This window comes from Shewanella sp. NKUCC05_KAH, assembly GCF_019345585.1.
Classification (GTDB): domain Bacteria; phylum Pseudomonadota; class Gammaproteobacteria; order Enterobacterales; family Shewanellaceae; genus Shewanella; species Shewanella oncorhynchi.
This window is the reverse complement of the sequence record NZ_JAHKQZ010000021.1, coordinates 12,185-26,952: the sequence shown is the minus strand read 5'-3', so window position 1 is coordinate 26,952 and position 14,768 is coordinate 12,185. Positions and strand designations below refer to the sequence as shown.

Genomic DNA, 14,768 nt, shown 5'->3' with positions numbered 1-14,768 from the left:
TCGATTGAATTATTCACCGTCTTTATCGCCTATCCAATGAGCTATCACTTCTGCAACACGCGCGGGTTCTTTGTTTGCGAGCAAGGCTAAATGCTCCATTTTAACGGTCAAAGGTGAGCCGGGCTCGGGTAAACCTTGACTGCCTAGCCAGTCGGCACTCGGTAACTGATGTGCTTGATTTGGTAAAGTATCGGCGGAATGCCCATCGAGTGCAGCAGCGGAAGCGGCACTTAATGCAACGGGCTCAATTCTAGGCGCGGTAATTTGAGCGGTTCGGGTCAAGTGCTTAACCAGCGGCCTTAATACGAACAAAATAAGTCCAAAGCCAAGGATACCGCCTATGATGTAGCGTAAATAGGCTTGATAATTTTCTGATTGCCACCAAGGTGACGGCGTAAATTCGGCAGCGACGGTTGGGGTAAACTCAAAGGCATTAATGGTAAAACTATCACCTCTCGCCGCCGAAAAGCCGATAGCATCCTTAACCATATTGCCAAACTTAACCAGTTGAGCCTCTTCATTAAATGCTCCTTGACCCGTAGCACTATTAATAAGCACTGAAACTGAGAGGTTTTCGAGCTGCATTTGTTGATAACGAACATGACGCACAGAACGACCAACGTCATATTGACGACTTTCTTCCTGCTTCAAATTACGGGTCTTATCATTCGTCGCCTCTTTGCCTGCTTGGGGTGGCTTATTACTTAAAGCTCCGGGAATTCCCGCGGCAATACTATTACTTGAATCATCGACACTCGTACGCTCTTGAGTCACGACATTTTGCGGATCGAGTGACTCCTTAGTTTCTTCCACCTGATTGAAGTTTACTTTTGCAGTCACCCGCACTTGGAAATTATCTTGACCAAGCACAGGCTCGAGCATAGAGGCGGCATTAGCCACTAAGCTATTCTCAAGTTCACGCGTGTACTGTAACTGCTTGTTTCTAGACTGGCTAAGGTCTTGATTGCCTGAAATGTTCTCACTTAAATATCGACCATCTTGATCGACAACTTTGATATTACTGGCCGTTAGTCCAGTCACACTGCCAGCAACCAAATTAACAATAGCCTCAACTTGTGTTTCAGAGAGTCGAGTATTCGGGTCTAGCTGCAGCATGACGGAAGCCGTCGGCAGTTCAGGCTCCTGACGGATAAACAAAGTTTGTTTAGGTATCGCCAAATGAACTCTTGCGGCACGGACCGACTTTAACGACATGATAGTGCGAGCTAATTCACCTTCTAAACTATGGCGATACTTAGCTTGTTCCATAAATTGGCTCGTACCGAGCGCGGTATTGTCGAGTGCCTCCATACCCGAAGGTACTTTCGCTTTTACCCCTTTTGCGGCCAAAAGCATACGCGCATTACCGACTTGCTCTTCTGCAACGAGGACTGCCCCAGTATTTGCCTCGAGGCGATAATCAATGCCTTCTGCATCCAAGACATTTAACACTTGAGAGGTATCGACATTTTCTTGGCTGCCATATAAAGGTCGATACCCTGCAGTAGCAGTCCATAACATCAACACTATGACACTGGCGACAACCACCGCAAGTAAAGCTAAGGCGATAACTTGACGATCACCACGGTTAAAACGATGCCATTTTTGGGTCATGCCAGCAATGAATCCTGACGAAGATTCAGTCCCGGTAATATCCTGACCTGATTGAACAAAAGTGGTAGACATTCACACAATTCCTTAAATAGGCATCTTCATTACATCGTCAAATGCTTGCACAAGACGATTACGAATTTGGAGCATAGTCGCAAAGGACAAACTGGCCTTTTGCGAAGCCACCATAGCACCGACGAGATCATCGCTTTTTCCACTATCGACAGCCGCCATCGCCATAGAGGATTGGTTCTGATCTTGGTTAACGGCAGAAACTTTACTCTTAATCAAGTCAGTGAATGACCCATAAGCCATACCATTATCGGCAGGATTTGAAGTGATGTTGATCGCCCCTTTAGCCACTTCACGATGAATGTTTAAGGTTTCCATTAACATATTTGAGCTAACAATCGCTCCACTAGACATATTCCATTCCTATTACTTTTTGATTGCTCTAAGCTGCTCGACCCGCTTGCTCTAATAACATTTCGATATCTATACCCGCTTCCCGCATTTGTACGAGGCGATATCTTAAGGCTCTAGTCGTCATCCCTAGCGCCTCTGCACTTAACGTGCGTTGTCCATTAAAACGTTTAAGTACATCAATAATATATTGAAACTCTGCCTGTTGTTTTGACGCTTTAAGCCCATCTGAGGCGCCTAAAGGCTCCAACTCAAGCATCTCTTCTTGAATGTTTAACCCGAGTTCCGCAACTTGAATCGCCTGACCTCTACGCATCACTAATGCACGTTGAATACAATTTTCTAGCTCTCTTACATTTCCGGGCCAATCATAGTTAACGAGCACTTGTCTTGCGTGCTCACTGAAATAACAGCGACTTGAGCAATCAGATTGGCCATATAAATTTAAGAAATGTTCAGCTAGAGGCAGGATGTCAGCCTTTCGTTCTCTTAAAGGCTTAATTTTCAGAGGTAAAACATCTAATCGATAGAACAAGTCCTCCCTAAAATGTCCAAACTCCACGGCTTGTCTTAAGTCGCGATTGGTAGAGGCAATGACTCTGATATCCAGTGGTATAACATGCTGGCCACCAAGTCTTTCGACTTCACGCTCCTGTAGCACCCGAAGTAACTTCGCCTGTAACGGCAAGGGCATTTCACCAATTTCATCGAGTAATAAAGTACCGCCATTGGCCTGCTCAAATTTTCCTGCCTTATCACAAATGGCACCAGTGAAGGCACCTTTGACATGCCCAAAGAGAACGGACTCTAGAATACTTTCAGGGATGGCAGCGCAGTTAATCGCAACGAAAGGCTTATGTGAACGGGAGGAGTGGCGATGAATATAACGAGCAAGCGGTTCTTTACCAGTACCACTTTCACCCAATAATAAAACACTGGCCTCAGTGGTTGCGGCGCGATGGGCCAACATCAACAATTGTCGACTAACAGAAGCCGCGACAACCAAACTAGAATCAGGTAACTCTAAACGGTGTAATCGTTGAATGGAGGCAAGTAACTGCTCAGTTTCTACGGGAATTAATAGATAATCCTGTACGCCAGCTCGCATTGCTGCGGCTGCCAACTCACCTTGCTCTGGTGCTAATAAGGCGACGATATTACGGCCAGGAAAACGGGCAAGATAGGACTTCACATCACAAGGACTACAATCCGATAAGTTAACGATAGTGAGCCAAGGTAATTCCATTGCATCACTCCACAGATAAAAATCCTCATGTGTTATTTTGCATGCAAGTTCCGCAGATATGTTTAACCCTTCAATCCGTATACTTAGGCCACCCACTCACTAACTCCCTTTCGTTTACAGTACATTAAATAACACCTTAATTTAGACCTATAAGTCTTTGTGTTTGAGTGTATATAAAATCTATTACTACTTACTTATCCATCTAGATGAATGAGCAATAAATAACTCAAGCCATTAAGAACAGTAAAAACAAATGCGGAAGCTGAATGCGGAAGATATATTTCCGCATGTAATATCAAAGCCAGCGATAGAGAACTACACACAATGAGTATCCACATTGACAATGGCTAAGGATATGCCCTCAACTAAATAAGGTTAAAACGTGTTCTAGTGCAATCATCGATAAGAAATGTGACCAGCAACAAAGTTTAAGGTATCACCGAATTATATGAATCAATTGCTATCAACCATGAAAGGTCTAAAAGAAAAACCGCAAAAAAGTGATGCATATAACTTAGGACTGACTTATACCAAATATATTTGTAAAATAATATATGACAATGATAAAAATGCACCATCGATACTTTTAAAATAGTGAAAAAATTTAACCGCCAATGTTTAATATTAAATAAATCACAAACCATAGCGCACAAAAAACAATGAAAATCAAAGACAAACAGATTTGCAACACAATATCATCATTAATAATCAATATGTAAATGCTGACATAAATATTGCCCGCCAAAATATCGACAAATGTCAAAATAATATCTAACCGCCTTTTTATTGACGCGAAAATGCAAAACCTAAAGCATTAATATCTTCTTACACAATCTCAAAACAAACATTTTGTTCACAACCAACTTTACCCTACAATTCTATTCACATATATTTCAGCATTTCTTATAATTATTATTGAATACTTAAGCCTTATTAACTTATCATCCTCGTCGTTTAAAACAGAGTCGAACCTAAAGTTCAACGCTTAACTGTTTTAAGAAATTCATTAATCCTTAACGATAAAGAAATAAATATTTAGGCACTCTGTTTGTGTATGTTTTTTATGCGCCAACTGAATCACGGAGGTAGCCAAGCAGCATTCTAGTAGTAAAAACACGTTTAATAGGAAGAACAATGAAGACGACGGCGAAAGCTAGGCTTATAAAATCAAATTCCAATGAAATAATTAGACCTATTATGCTAGTTCAAGAAAAGCTAGCGAGAACGCGATTATTGCAACAGCTAGAAAAGCTACATCGTCCACTTATCGATGCCATAAATAATATCCTATCTCCGCTACTAAGACAGGGTCATCCCGCTGTTTCGGGGTCAACGTTAACAGAATCTAGAACACCTGTCGTTCCAGAACATTGCTATTCATGGTTTGTATTAAAACATCATCAAAATACCCTCGGTTATTGGAGAATTGATCGCTGCACGCTCGATCAATTGGCAAGTAATTATTACGGTAATACCTCAACACCATTAAGTTCTCCTTTGAGAAACCCCAGCCAATCTGAATTTAGGTTAGCCAAAAAGTTGCTACTTTCCGTAGTGGAGGAGCTACCTAATAGCACGATCGAAACCAATAATCTTGAAGTTGAGCTCATAAAAGGCCATATGCCACTCGCAGTATCGGCAGTATGGTCGTTCAATTTTACCAATGGCCCACTAACCCCTCCAATGCTCTTTTGCTTAACTGAGCATTTACTGGGGCATCTGGCCGAACAGCCTAAGAAATCTGAAGTATCTGCGGATTTACCCGCAAAACTAGCCGTCTGGCTAAAAAGTCTCCCCATAAAAATGCAGCTGACATTAGGGCAACATAGCATCCCGGTGCAATCACTCAGCCAATTAAAAACTGGGGATATTTTACCTATTAATCTCTATCCAAAAACCTTGTTATCAATCGGAAACACACCGCTATTTCATGCCTCTGTGCATAGTCATGAAGGACAGATGGTAGCGAAATTGACCCAAGATATTTATCAGCATGAGGAGCATGACATTGGCTGAACAATCTATTTTATCGGATGATGATTTTCTATTAGAGGACGATATTTTCTCTGAGAGAGCATTTTCAAAGCCGGACACCCATAACCGTAAATTGAAAAATAATAATTTTTTTCAACAACTTCCTGTTCAAGTTACTCTCGAACTGGCCAGTGCTGAAATGTCTTTAGGCGAACTAAATCGTATGGGAGAAGGTGATGTTATCGCACTCGACCGTATGGTAGGTGAGCCGCTGGATATCAGAGTAAATGGTGCACTATTAGGAAGAGGCGAAGTCGTAGAAGTGGCTGGCAGATATGGCGTACGTTTGCTGGAAATAGAGAGCATTACTCTCGATGGGACAAGTAACGAATGATAGTTCGGGTATTGTTACTGGCGATTCTATTGTTTGCTCCCCAAGCCCTCGCATCGGAAGGACTGACCTTATTCACACTGGATAGCGCTCAAGACAGTCAAGCAGTTAACATTAAACTCGAAATTTTAGCGCTCATGACGGCCATTAGTTTCCTGCCCATCATGCTGATGATGCTAACCAGTTTTACTCGTATTATCATTGTATTAGCAATTCTCCGACAAGCTCTCGGACTACAACAAAGTCCCCCTAACCGAGTGCTTGTTGGGATAGCATTAGTACTCACTATCTTTATCATGCGCCCAGTGGGAGACAAAATTTATAAGGAAGCTTATTTGCCCTATGACCAAGGTAAGATCGAATTGATGGAGGCTGTCTCAATAGCCAAAATCCCTTTAACTCGATTTATGCTGGCGCAGACAAGAGAAACTGATCTTGAGCAAATGCTGAAAATAGCTAACGAACCCACACACATGAAAGCAGCAGAGGAAGTCCCCTTTTTTGTCCTTATGCCCGCATTTGTACTGAGTGAACTCAAAACAGCTTTCCAAATTGGCTTCTTACTTTTCTTACCTTTCTTAGTTATCGACTTGGTTGTCGCAAGTGTCCTCATGTCTATGGGGATGATGATGTTGTCACCGTTAATTATTTCTCTCCCATTTAAACTGATGGTTTTTGTATTAGTCGATGGTTGGGCTATGACGGTAAGCACCTTAACCGCAAGTTTTGGGTAGCTAGATGGACATCAATGAACTGACCTCGCTCTTTGCTGACTCAATGTTTCTCGTCATCATCATGGTTTCTGTGTTGGTGACACCGGGACTCATTTTAGGCTTAATCGTTGCGGTATTTCAGGCTGCGACACAGGTCAATGAACAAACCTTGAGTTTTCTGCCAAGGCTTATCATTACTCTACTTATGGTTCTGTTTTCAGGCCATTGGCTCATACAACAGCTAAGTGATTTATTTGACAGGCTGTTTATGAATATTCCTCATATTATCGGTTGATATGCTTTCCCTCACCTCAACCGAACTCAGCATGTTAATCGGCAGCCTTTGGTGGCCATTCTGCCGGATCATGGGGGCATTTATGATAATGCCCTTGTTAGGTAATTCTTATGTACCTGCAACAGTAAGAATTTTTCTTGCCTTAAGTATTGCAGCGCTTATTGCACCTATGCTGCCACCCGTTCCTGCTGTCGATGCGCTCTCGCTTGGATCATTATTTTTAGCCATAGAGCAACTACTGATTGGATTCATCCTCGCGCTATTTTTAACCATTTTAATCCATGTGATGACCATGCTTGGCACTATTATGTCGATGCAGATGGGTCTAGCGATGGCGGTGATGAACGATCCCGCTAATGGCGACACCAACCCCATTCTCAGTGAATGGTTACAAATCTTTGGTACCTTGATTTTTCTGGCTCTTGACGGTCATTTAGTCGGGCTCAACATCATTGTTGATAGCTTTCGTTTATGGCCAATTGGAAATGGGATTTTTGACTTACCGCTAATGGGATTGGTTAGTCGAATGGGCTGGCTATTTGCTGCATCGCTGATGCTCGCCATACCCGCAGTACTCGCCATGTTAATGGTTAACATCACTTTTGGTGTATTAAGCCGCGCTGCGCCGTCATTAAACATCTTCTCGCTCGGGTTTCCCATGACCTTGTTGATGGGCTTGATTTGCGTCTTCCTTTCGTTAAGCGGCATTCCAACTCGTTACAGTAATCTGTGCTTAGACGCATTAACTGCCATGTACCAATTTATCGGAGGGATCTCATGAGTAAAACGCCCCAACAAGATAAAACAGAAGAAGCTACACCGCAGAAAAAGCGTAAAGCGAGAGAAGAAGGCCAAGTTCCACGCTCTAAAGATCTTGCCTCCGCAGCACTGGTCGTTGGTTGCTCTGCCATGCTGACCAGTAATGCGGATTGGTTTGCGACGAGAGTCAGTGGATTAGCTAAATACAATATGCTGCTCACGCGGGCAGAGTTAGATCAACCTGACATCATGATGCGCCATCTTGGCGCCAGCCTAGTCGAAATGCTAAGCATCTTAGGCCCACTATTCATCATGGTTGCTCTGTTGGCCGCAGTTGCAGGAGCCTTACCTGGGGGGCCGATATTTAATTTTGGAAATGCTAATTTTAAGTACAGTCGAATCGATCCTCTTGCCGGTGTCGGAAGAATATTTTCCGCTCAATCTCTTGTTGAGTTACTCAAGTCATGCCTAAAAATTGTGTTACTGATCGGAATTATGTTGGTTTTCTTGAATGGTCACTTACAAGAACTACTTAGCTACAATCAACGCCCTATTGATGAAGCGGTTCGTGATGGCATCAATCTACTGTCGCAAGGCATGTTTTATCTTGGTACTGGGCTGCTCGTGATCGCCTTTATTGATGTGCCTTACCAATATTGGCATAACAGCAAAGAATTACGTATGTCACGCCAAGAGGTCAAAGACGAGCATACCCAGCAAGAAGGTAAGCCAGAGATTAAAGCTAAAATCCGCCAAATACAGCAACGAATGGCTCGCTCTCGGGCAGATACCACCATTCCAAAAGCGGATGTTCTCTTGGTTAATCCTACTCACTATGCCGTGGCATTAAAATACAATCCTGACTTAGCGGATGCGCCTTACGTCATCACTAAAGGCACCGAAGAACTCGCCCTCTATATGCGAGAACTCGCTAAAAAACATGATATTGAAATTATTGATATCCCACCGCTCACGCGGGCTATTTATCATTCAACGCAAGTCGATCAACAGATACCCAGTGCCCTTTTTATCGCCATAGCGCACGTATTAAGTTATGTCATGCAAATAAAAGCATCTCGTAAGGGCTTACAGCAGAAACCTGAGCCTTTACCACATTTTTTTATTCCCCCTAATTTACGTCACGATTAAAGGATTGCTTAACCTATGAATTGGCTTTCTCGCACCTTTTCAGGAAATTACAGCTATATCGGCATTCCAGTCATGCTGCTCGCTATTCTGGCAATGGTGATTTTACCGCTGCCTGCATGGCTACTTGACATTTTGTTTACATTTAACATAGTCCTTGCCGTCATGGTGCTGCTGGTGAGCGTCTCGATCCGGCGACCATTAGAGTTTTCTGTATTCCCAACCTTATTGCTCCTTGCGACCTTAATGCGTTTGACCTTAAACGTTGCATCGACGCGCGTAGTACTCATTGAAGGTCATGAAGGAGGCGATGCTGCGGGTAAAGTGATCCAAGCCTTTGGTGAAGTCGTCATTGGCGGAAACTATGTCGTCGGTGCTGTTATCTTCTTAATTCTAATGATTATTAACTTTGTTGTAATCACTAAGGGTGGCGAGCGGATCTCTGAGGTATCGGCGCGATTTACATTGGATGCTCTACCGGGTAAACAGATGGCGATCGATGCCGATCTAAATGCCGGCACACTCACACACGAACAAGCCAGCCTACGTCGCCAAGATGTCGCCAGAGAAGCAGACTTTTATGGTTCCATGGATGGAGCCTCAAAATTTGTGAGAGGAGATGCCATCGCAGGACTCTTGATCTTAGCAATCAACATTATTGGCGGGATCAGCATAGGCATCTTTATGCATGATCTGAGTACAACAGAAGCCTTTAAAACCTATGCGTTATTAACCATTGGTGATGGCCTAGTTGCACAAATTCCATCATTACTACTCGCCACTGCTGCCGCAATTATTGTGACTAGGGTATCCGATGCAGAAGAAATGCCGACCCAATTGAGTCGACAGTTACTGGCTAACCCTAGAACCTTAGCCACTGCAGCCATTGTGATGGCGATTCTCGGTATCACCCCAGGCATGCCAGCACTGGTATTTTTATCTTTTGCAATACTACTAGGCTTTGCTGCGTGGAAACAAAACCAGAATAAGGCCTCCTTTACTGAAGAGAAAACTGAAGAACTCATAGAAACCAGCCTGACAGAACCTTCAGCGCCAAGCTGGGAATCCCTGCCTTTTACCGACATCATCGAAGTACGATTAGGCTATAGATTGGTTCATCTAGTCGAAAAAACCAAAGGAGCAGAATTACAAAAACGCCTAACAGGGATCAGACGTACCCTTTCAGAACAAATCGGATTTCTGCTATCGGAAGTAAGAGTGCGCGACAATCTAGCCTTAGCACCACATGCATACCAAATTAACTTTATGGGCACTCAAGTAGCTATCGCCGAATTAGAGCCTGATCTACTGTTAGCAATAAAAAGTGGTCCTGTGTACGGCAAAATTGATGGGATTTTAACTAAGGAACCCGCTTACCAAATGGATGCGATTTGGATTACGCCTGAACTAAAAGCCAAAGCACTCAATTTAGGTTATTCGGTCGTCGATAATGCGACAATCATTGCCACTCATGTCAGTAAGTTATTGCGCGAATCACTGCCTGAATTATTGCAACATGATGATATTATGCAATTAACTGACAGGCTCAGTAAGCAAGCCCCCAAACTAGCGGAATCACTCAGTACCTGTTTAACCCCCATTCAGTTACTCAAAGTTTTCCGCTTGTTACTCAAAGAGCAAGTGCCGCTAAAAGACATACGCACCATAGCAACGACCTTGCTGGAATGCAGCGAGCAAACCAAAGATCCCGTTCTACTCGCCGCCGATGTGCGCTGCGCTTTACGCAATAGTATTTTGCATCAAATCGCAGGCAGCAGTCCGCAGTTGAATGTACTTACGCTGACCGCAGAATTAGAACAAACCTTAATGACAGCGTTAAATCAATCGCAGCAACAGGGCCGAGTTGCGTTGGATAGCTTCCCTATCGAACCTAATCTACTGGCGCAGCTACAACAAAGAATGCCCCAATTACTCGCGGAGACAAAAGAGAAAGGCTATAACCCTATCCTACTTGTTTCTCCACAACTCAGGCCTTTCCTCGCGCGATACGCATTAGCCTTCGCCCGCGGACTTCATGTTTTATCCTATAATGAAGTCCCTGAAACAAAAGAACTTATGATTGCGGGACAACTAGGGTAATCATTACTCACAGTAGCTTAGCAAGACCCGCTGAGAGAGGTGCAACACACCTCTCTCTAACTTAACTGCATCGCTCATCACAACAAATTAAGCCTCTCAGCAAAACACAACTGCATACCTCCTATAGAATATTGATAACTCACAGCTCCAATCTCATTTCCAATCAAAGCAATACCCTTCTACTCCTTAAAGAGATATTTCGCTCGTCTAACTGTGACATCATCAGCAAATACTGAGTATTTTAGTCGGGTTTAGTTGCCACAATTAAAAGATGCAAATAATATGAATGTAAATTTATTGCTGCTCTGGAGCTACTCATGTCTGCTACTTCTGTCTCAAAAGATGCACAACTCCCACCCCATGGGTTTAATTCTCAACACAATCATTGGCTAGAACGAAAAATAGGTGAACTAGTGGCAGAAGACTTTCGCCGCGCACATGTGTTTAGTCAATTTGGTATCGATTTTTGTTGTGGCGGGGGTAAATCACTGGCGGTCGCCTGTGAGCGTGCAGATGTAGATCCCGCAAAAGTGGTTGCTGCGCTGAATGCCGCAACACTTACCGGTAGCAAAGAAGATGAATTAAATCAATTACCCTTAGATCAAATTATCGAATATATAGAATCAACGCACCATCAATACGTGCGCGAAAAAGCCCCTTTATTAGTCGAATATTCCGAAAAGATGATTCGCGCTCACGGTGAGCACTATGCCGAAATCGTTCCCTTTGCGGGTTGGGTACGAGCCTTAGTTGAAGACTTAATGCCACATTTAATGAAGGAAGAAAAAATACTGTTTCCGGCGATCCGCGCCATGAGTCATGGAGAGCAGGTTGAGGCTTGCTTTGGCCATATTGGCAACCCCATCAATGCGATGCAACATGAGCATGAAGAAGTCGGTTTGATTTTGCAAAAATTACACGAGCTCACTAACGACTTCACACCACCTGAATATGCGTGCACTACATGGCGTGTTTGTTATGCCACTCTGGCGGAATTTGAGGCGGACTTACATCAGCATATTCACTTAGAAAACAATATTCTTTTTCCTAAGGCATTGGGTCTGACTCAATAATTGATTAAATGTTTATCCCGTAGCGGCTCCAAATTACAGATTTTCCGCTTAACCTTGAGGCCAGACCTAAGTCTGGCCTTTCAATTGTTGACGTGCTACAACAAGTCATGTGTCGCTGACGGATAAGCTGCCATGACATTTCAATCATTTGCACTCGATGATATTGCCAATTTGCACGAATCGGCCCAAGTAGAATTTAAACTCGCAGGTGGCCGCGATGGCCAAGGTCAATTACCCGAAGACATTTGGGCTACTTATAGCTCTTTTGCCAACACTTTGGGTGGTGAAATCATCCTAGGTGTGCGGGAAGAGCGTGGCCATTTCAGTATTGAAGGCATTCCCAATCCGCTTCCTGTTTTACAAGAATTTTGGGAAATCCTCGATGACCCGAGTCGCACGAGTCACAATCTTTTAGCGATTTCAGATGTACAGATTATTGAAATTATGAACAAAAAACTCATTCGTATCCGCGTACCGCTGGCGCCTGAGCAGCTAAAACCTATCTACGTCGGCAGCGATCCTTACACTGGGAGTTATTTTAGGGTGGGAGATGCCGACATGCATGCGAGCCGTCGGCAGGTCAATCTACTGCTGCGCCGCGCCCATCTTTGCATGAAGCAACTCAAGGCGCGTTAATCCAGTAAATCTAATATCCTGTTATTACGTTAAAAACCTGCTAATAGATAGCCGCCCATGGCCGCAATCGCCACGCCAGTAACGCGCATTAAATTGCGTTGCCCTGTCATCCGCTGCATTCCAAGGCCTATCATTACGCCGCCTAAATGGATGACTGCTGTACCAAATAAAAACCCTAGGGCATACAAGACCGGACTTGCTAATTCTGGCATTTCAGCGCCGTGGGCGTGACCATGAAAAATCGCGAATACGCCCACAAAGGCCATGGCGAATAACAATGGGATTTGGCGATCAAAAGCGATGGCAAGGCCGAGCAACAATACAGAAAGGGCGATACCAATTTCAACAAAGGGAACGGCAATCGCATATAAACCTAAAATCCCGCCCACTAACATAAAGGTGACAAATGCTAAGGGGACAGTCCAAATCGCGCGGCCACCGAGCTGGGTGCTCAACATGCCCACACTCAACATAGCCAGCAAGTGATCGAAGCCCAATACGGGATGATTAAAACCCGACATGAAACCGCCACCTGAATGGATCTCATGGGCCGATACCGGCGCGATCCAACATAAAGAGAGCAGTAATAACAACCCGATACGCGCCATAAAATAGCCTTAGTCAGTGACTTTAGTGATATAAAACTTAACTTTAGTGCAAATTTGGCCGGCAAACCTTGATCTCAATCACCCAAAGATACAGATTAAAAATGCACGCTAAGTTAGTTTGCGTCGATAGCCAATACTTTTGTCAAAGCGTCGAGGGAGGCTATTTCTAAATGGGGCAACAAGGCGGCTATCGGTAAGGAATCGACTCGACCAAAACTGGGATTTAGCCACACAGACTGGCACCCCGCCAACCGAGCACCACGAACGTCGGCATTCATACTGTCGCCAACATGCAGTAAATGTTGCGGTGCAATCTTTAACCGCGAGCAGGCCAATTCGAACATGTCTTTAGCGGGTTTCATATGCACGCCATTACCTGGATGCAACACAAACTCGAAGGCATCACCTAAACCAATCCGCTCGGCATCCACATTGCCATTGGTGATCCCGACTAATCTAAAATGCTGCGATAAGCGCTTAAGTAATAAGAGCACTTCGTCAGACACTTGGAAATGACTGCGGTAAAAATAAAAGCATGCTAATCCTTGCTCGGCGCCGCGTTCGGCTTCAGTCGCCGAATACCCTAGCTGTATTAGGCCTTGGCGAAGCGTAGCTAAACGGGCTGCGCTAGTGTCGTGGGCGAGCTCACGATTTTGCTGCAAAAGTTGCAGTTTTAGCCTGCGCCAATCATGGGGTTGCCACGCCTGCGATAATGGATAAGTCTGCAACAAAAACGTCGCCAGCTCAGCTTCGGCATTTAAAATATGCGGCAGATTGTCGTACAGGGTATCGTCGAGATCGAAACTGATCGCTTGAATATGTTGAGGTCTAAGATAGCAACGCATTATTTATCCTGTGTTTTTTTCGCTCTAGGATGGGCGTTATCATACACCTTAGCTAAGTGTTGGAAATCCAAACTGGTATAAATTTGTGTGGTCGCTAGGTTCGCATGACCCAATAATTCTTGCACCGCCCGCAAGTCGGCGCTCGCTTCTAACATGTGAGTGGCAAAGGAATGACGCAGCTTATGGGGATGTACTCGCACCGATAATGCCTGCTCTTGACCCCATTTAGCCATGCGCGCCTGAATACTGCGATGGGAAAGTCGTTTGCCTTTTTCAGTCACAAATAAGGCGTTATCTTCACAGGGGATCTGCTTTCGGCAATTGAGCCAATTCTGCAGCGCAGTAATCGCTAAACGACCGACTGGGACGATACGCTCCTTATTACCTTTACCTAAGACTCGCACTTCTTTCAAATCGTATTGCACACTGGATAAATTGAGCGCGGCAAGTTCCGCTAAACGTAACCCACTGGAATAAAACAATTCCATCATGGCTTTATCACGCAGACTCAGCGGATCTGTACCTTCAATGTCCAGCAAGTGACTGATAGCATCGACATCGATATTCTTCGGCAGAGGTTTGGTCTGTTTGGGGGCACTTAAGCCTTTGGCGGGATTAAGCTCAATCACGCCTTCGCGCAGCAAAAATTCACCCCATTGTTTTACCGCTGATAAACACAGAGAAAGCGATCGCGGGCTTAAACCTTTGCGGTGCAATTTGGCTAATACTTGCTGCCAATGCTCGCGGCTCACATTGAGTAAATGCACGCCTTCGGGCAAGAGATCGCTACCGCGATTAAGCTCATAAAGGTAATTACGTACTGTATGGGCAGACAACTGTCGCTCGGTACTCAGATAACGTTCAAAGGTTTGTAACCATTGAGTATTTAATGCCGACACTTCGCCTGTTTGCGTACTCATATCGGTTTCCTCATGGGTTTTGCCAAGC

The 14,768-nt window shown here is 44.3% G+C and carries 15 protein-coding genes; 9 read left to right on the top strand and 6 right to left on the bottom strand.

Features of this window, described 5'->3' with window-relative positions:
- Positions 1 to 9 precede the first annotated feature (9 nt).
- Genes fliF through KO533_RS17780 form a run of 3 tightly spaced genes read right to left on the bottom strand, consistent with a single transcriptional unit; the run spans position 10 to position 3,376 of the window.
- Positions 10 to 1,686: a flagellar basal-body MS-ring/collar protein FliF gene (gene fliF, locus KO533_RS17790; RefSeq protein ID WP_219255430.1), complete on the bottom strand. Its 1,677-nt coding sequence runs from the start codon at positions 1,684 to 1,686 to the stop codon at positions 10 to 12.
- A 12-nt stretch (positions 1,687 to 1,698) separates the two neighbouring features.
- Positions 1,699 to 2,037, bottom strand: coding sequence for a flagellar hook-basal body complex protein FliE (fliE, locus tag KO533_RS17785; RefSeq protein WP_131523386.1), 339 nt, complete (start codon positions 2,035 to 2,037; stop codon positions 1,699 to 1,701).
- A 28-nt stretch (positions 2,038 to 2,065) separates the two neighbouring features.
- Positions 2,066 to 3,376, bottom strand: coding sequence for a sigma-54 dependent transcriptional regulator (locus KO533_RS17780; protein ID WP_113940835.1), 1,311 nt, complete (start codon positions 3,374 to 3,376; stop codon positions 2,066 to 2,068).
- A gap of 1,038 nt (positions 3,377 to 4,414) precedes the next feature.
- On the opposite strand from KO533_RS17780, the gene KO533_RS17775 reads away from it, so the two are divergent.
- From KO533_RS17775 to KO533_RS17735, 9 genes are all read left to right on the top strand, one after another.
- Positions 4,415 to 5,296: a FliM/FliN family flagellar motor C-terminal domain-containing protein gene (locus KO533_RS17775; RefSeq protein WP_219255428.1), complete on the top strand. Its 882-nt coding sequence runs from the start codon at positions 4,415 to 4,417 to the stop codon at positions 5,294 to 5,296.
- Entirely contained in the window at positions 5,289 to 5,648 is a 360-nt protein-coding gene (locus KO533_RS17770) for a FliM/FliN family flagellar motor switch protein (RefSeq protein ID WP_131523384.1), read from the top strand. Before KO533_RS17775 ends, KO533_RS17770 begins: the two co-directional genes overlap by 8 nt.
- Positions 5,645 to 6,379, top strand: coding sequence for a flagellar type III secretion system pore protein FliP (fliP, locus tag KO533_RS17765; RefSeq protein ID WP_131523383.1), 735 nt, complete (start codon positions 5,645 to 5,647; stop codon positions 6,377 to 6,379). The genes KO533_RS17770 and fliP overlap by 4 nt, the downstream gene beginning before the upstream one ends.
- A 4-nt stretch (positions 6,380 to 6,383) precedes the next feature.
- Positions 6,384 to 6,653, top strand: a complete 270-nt coding sequence (locus KO533_RS17760) for a flagellar biosynthetic protein FliQ (protein WP_006083412.1) — start codon at positions 6,384 to 6,386, stop codon at positions 6,651 to 6,653.
- Between the two features lies 1 nt (position 6,654).
- Positions 6,655 to 7,434, top strand: a complete 780-nt coding sequence (gene fliR, locus KO533_RS17755) for a flagellar biosynthetic protein FliR (protein WP_198573123.1) — start codon at positions 6,655 to 6,657, stop codon at positions 7,432 to 7,434.
- Entirely contained in the window at positions 7,431 to 8,561 is a 1,131-nt protein-coding gene (gene flhB, locus KO533_RS17750; RefSeq protein WP_168825897.1) for a flagellar biosynthesis protein FlhB, read from the top strand. The genes fliR and flhB overlap by 4 nt, the downstream gene beginning before the upstream one ends.
- 15 nt (positions 8,562 to 8,576) lie before the next feature.
- Complete coding sequence (gene flhA / locus KO533_RS17745; RefSeq protein ID WP_113940840.1) at positions 8,577 to 10,658, top strand: flagellar biosynthesis protein FlhA; 2,082 nt, start codon at positions 8,577 to 8,579, stop codon at positions 10,656 to 10,658.
- Between the two features lie 317 nt (positions 10,659 to 10,975).
- Positions 10,976 to 11,731 carry an iron-sulfur cluster repair di-iron protein gene (gene ric / locus KO533_RS17740; protein ID WP_219255426.1) on the top strand — a complete coding sequence of 252 codons (756 nt, stop codon included), beginning with the start codon at positions 10,976 to 10,978 and terminating at the stop codon, positions 11,729 to 11,731.
- 132 nt (positions 11,732 to 11,863) lie between these two features.
- On the top strand, positions 11,864 to 12,367 hold the full coding sequence (locus KO533_RS17735; protein ID WP_105250431.1) for an ATP-binding protein: 504 nt from the start codon (positions 11,864 to 11,866) through the stop codon (positions 12,365 to 12,367).
- A gap of 29 nt (positions 12,368 to 12,396) precedes the next feature.
- Here the strand turns inward: KO533_RS17735 and KO533_RS17730 are convergent, their stop codons facing one another.
- The 3 genes from KO533_RS17730 to xerC form a co-directional block, all read right to left on the bottom strand.
- The gene (locus tag KO533_RS17730; protein ID WP_113940843.1) at positions 12,397 to 12,975 is read right to left on the bottom strand and encodes a HupE/UreJ family protein; all 579 of its coding nucleotides are present in this window, start codon (positions 12,973 to 12,975) and stop codon (positions 12,397 to 12,399) included.
- Positions 12,976 to 13,088: 113 nt separating this feature from the next.
- Positions 13,089 to 13,820: an HAD-IA family hydrolase gene (locus KO533_RS17725; protein ID WP_113940844.1), complete on the bottom strand. Its 732-nt coding sequence runs from the start codon at positions 13,818 to 13,820 to the stop codon at positions 13,089 to 13,091.
- Positions 13,820 to 14,740, bottom strand: a complete 921-nt coding sequence (xerC, locus tag KO533_RS17720; RefSeq protein ID WP_131523372.1) for a tyrosine recombinase XerC — start codon at positions 14,738 to 14,740, stop codon at positions 13,820 to 13,822. Before xerC ends, KO533_RS17725 begins: the two co-directional genes overlap by 1 nt.
- Between the last annotated feature and the right edge of the window lie 28 nt (positions 14,741 to 14,768).

What these genes read in the sequence shown, in the direction of transcription:
- fliR (WP_198573123.1), top strand. Translation starts at nt 6,655, where the DNA reads ATGCTTTCCCTCACCTCAACCGAACTCAGCATGTTAATCGGCAGCCTT.
- fliP (WP_131523383.1), top strand. Translation starts at nt 5,645, where the DNA reads ATGATAGTTCGGGTATTGTTACTGGCGATTCTATTGTTTGCTCCCCAA.
- KO533_RS17760 (WP_006083412.1), top strand. Translation starts at nt 6,384, where the DNA reads ATGGACATCAATGAACTGACCTCGCTCTTTGCTGACTCAATGTTTCTC.
- xerC (WP_131523372.1), bottom strand. Translation starts at nt 14,740, where the DNA reads ATGAGTACGCAAACAGGCGAAGTGTCGGCATTAAATACTCAATGGTTA.
- fliF (WP_219255430.1), bottom strand. Translation starts at nt 1,686, where the DNA reads ATGTCTACCACTTTTGTTCAATCAGGTCAGGATATTACCGGGACTGAA.
- ric (WP_219255426.1), top strand. Translation starts at nt 10,976, where the DNA reads ATGTCTGCTACTTCTGTCTCAAAAGATGCACAACTCCCACCCCATGGG.
- KO533_RS17735 (WP_105250431.1), top strand. Translation starts at nt 11,864, where the DNA reads ATGACATTTCAATCATTTGCACTCGATGATATTGCCAATTTGCACGAA.
- flhA (WP_113940840.1), top strand. Translation starts at nt 8,577, where the DNA reads ATGAATTGGCTTTCTCGCACCTTTTCAGGAAATTACAGCTATATCGGC.
- KO533_RS17730 (WP_113940843.1), bottom strand. Translation starts at nt 12,975, where the DNA reads ATGGCGCGTATCGGGTTGTTATTACTGCTCTCTTTATGTTGGATCGCG.
- fliE (WP_131523386.1), bottom strand. Translation starts at nt 2,037, where the DNA reads ATGTCTAGTGGAGCGATTGTTAGCTCAAATATGTTAATGGAAACCTTA.
- KO533_RS17775 (WP_219255428.1), top strand. Translation starts at nt 4,415, where the DNA reads ATGAAGACGACGGCGAAAGCTAGGCTTATAAAATCAAATTCCAATGAA.
- KO533_RS17725 (WP_113940844.1), bottom strand. Translation starts at nt 13,820, where the DNA reads ATGCGTTGCTATCTTAGACCTCAACATATTCAAGCGATCAGTTTCGAT.
- flhB (WP_168825897.1), top strand. Translation starts at nt 7,431, where the DNA reads ATGAGTAAAACGCCCCAACAAGATAAAACAGAAGAAGCTACACCGCAG.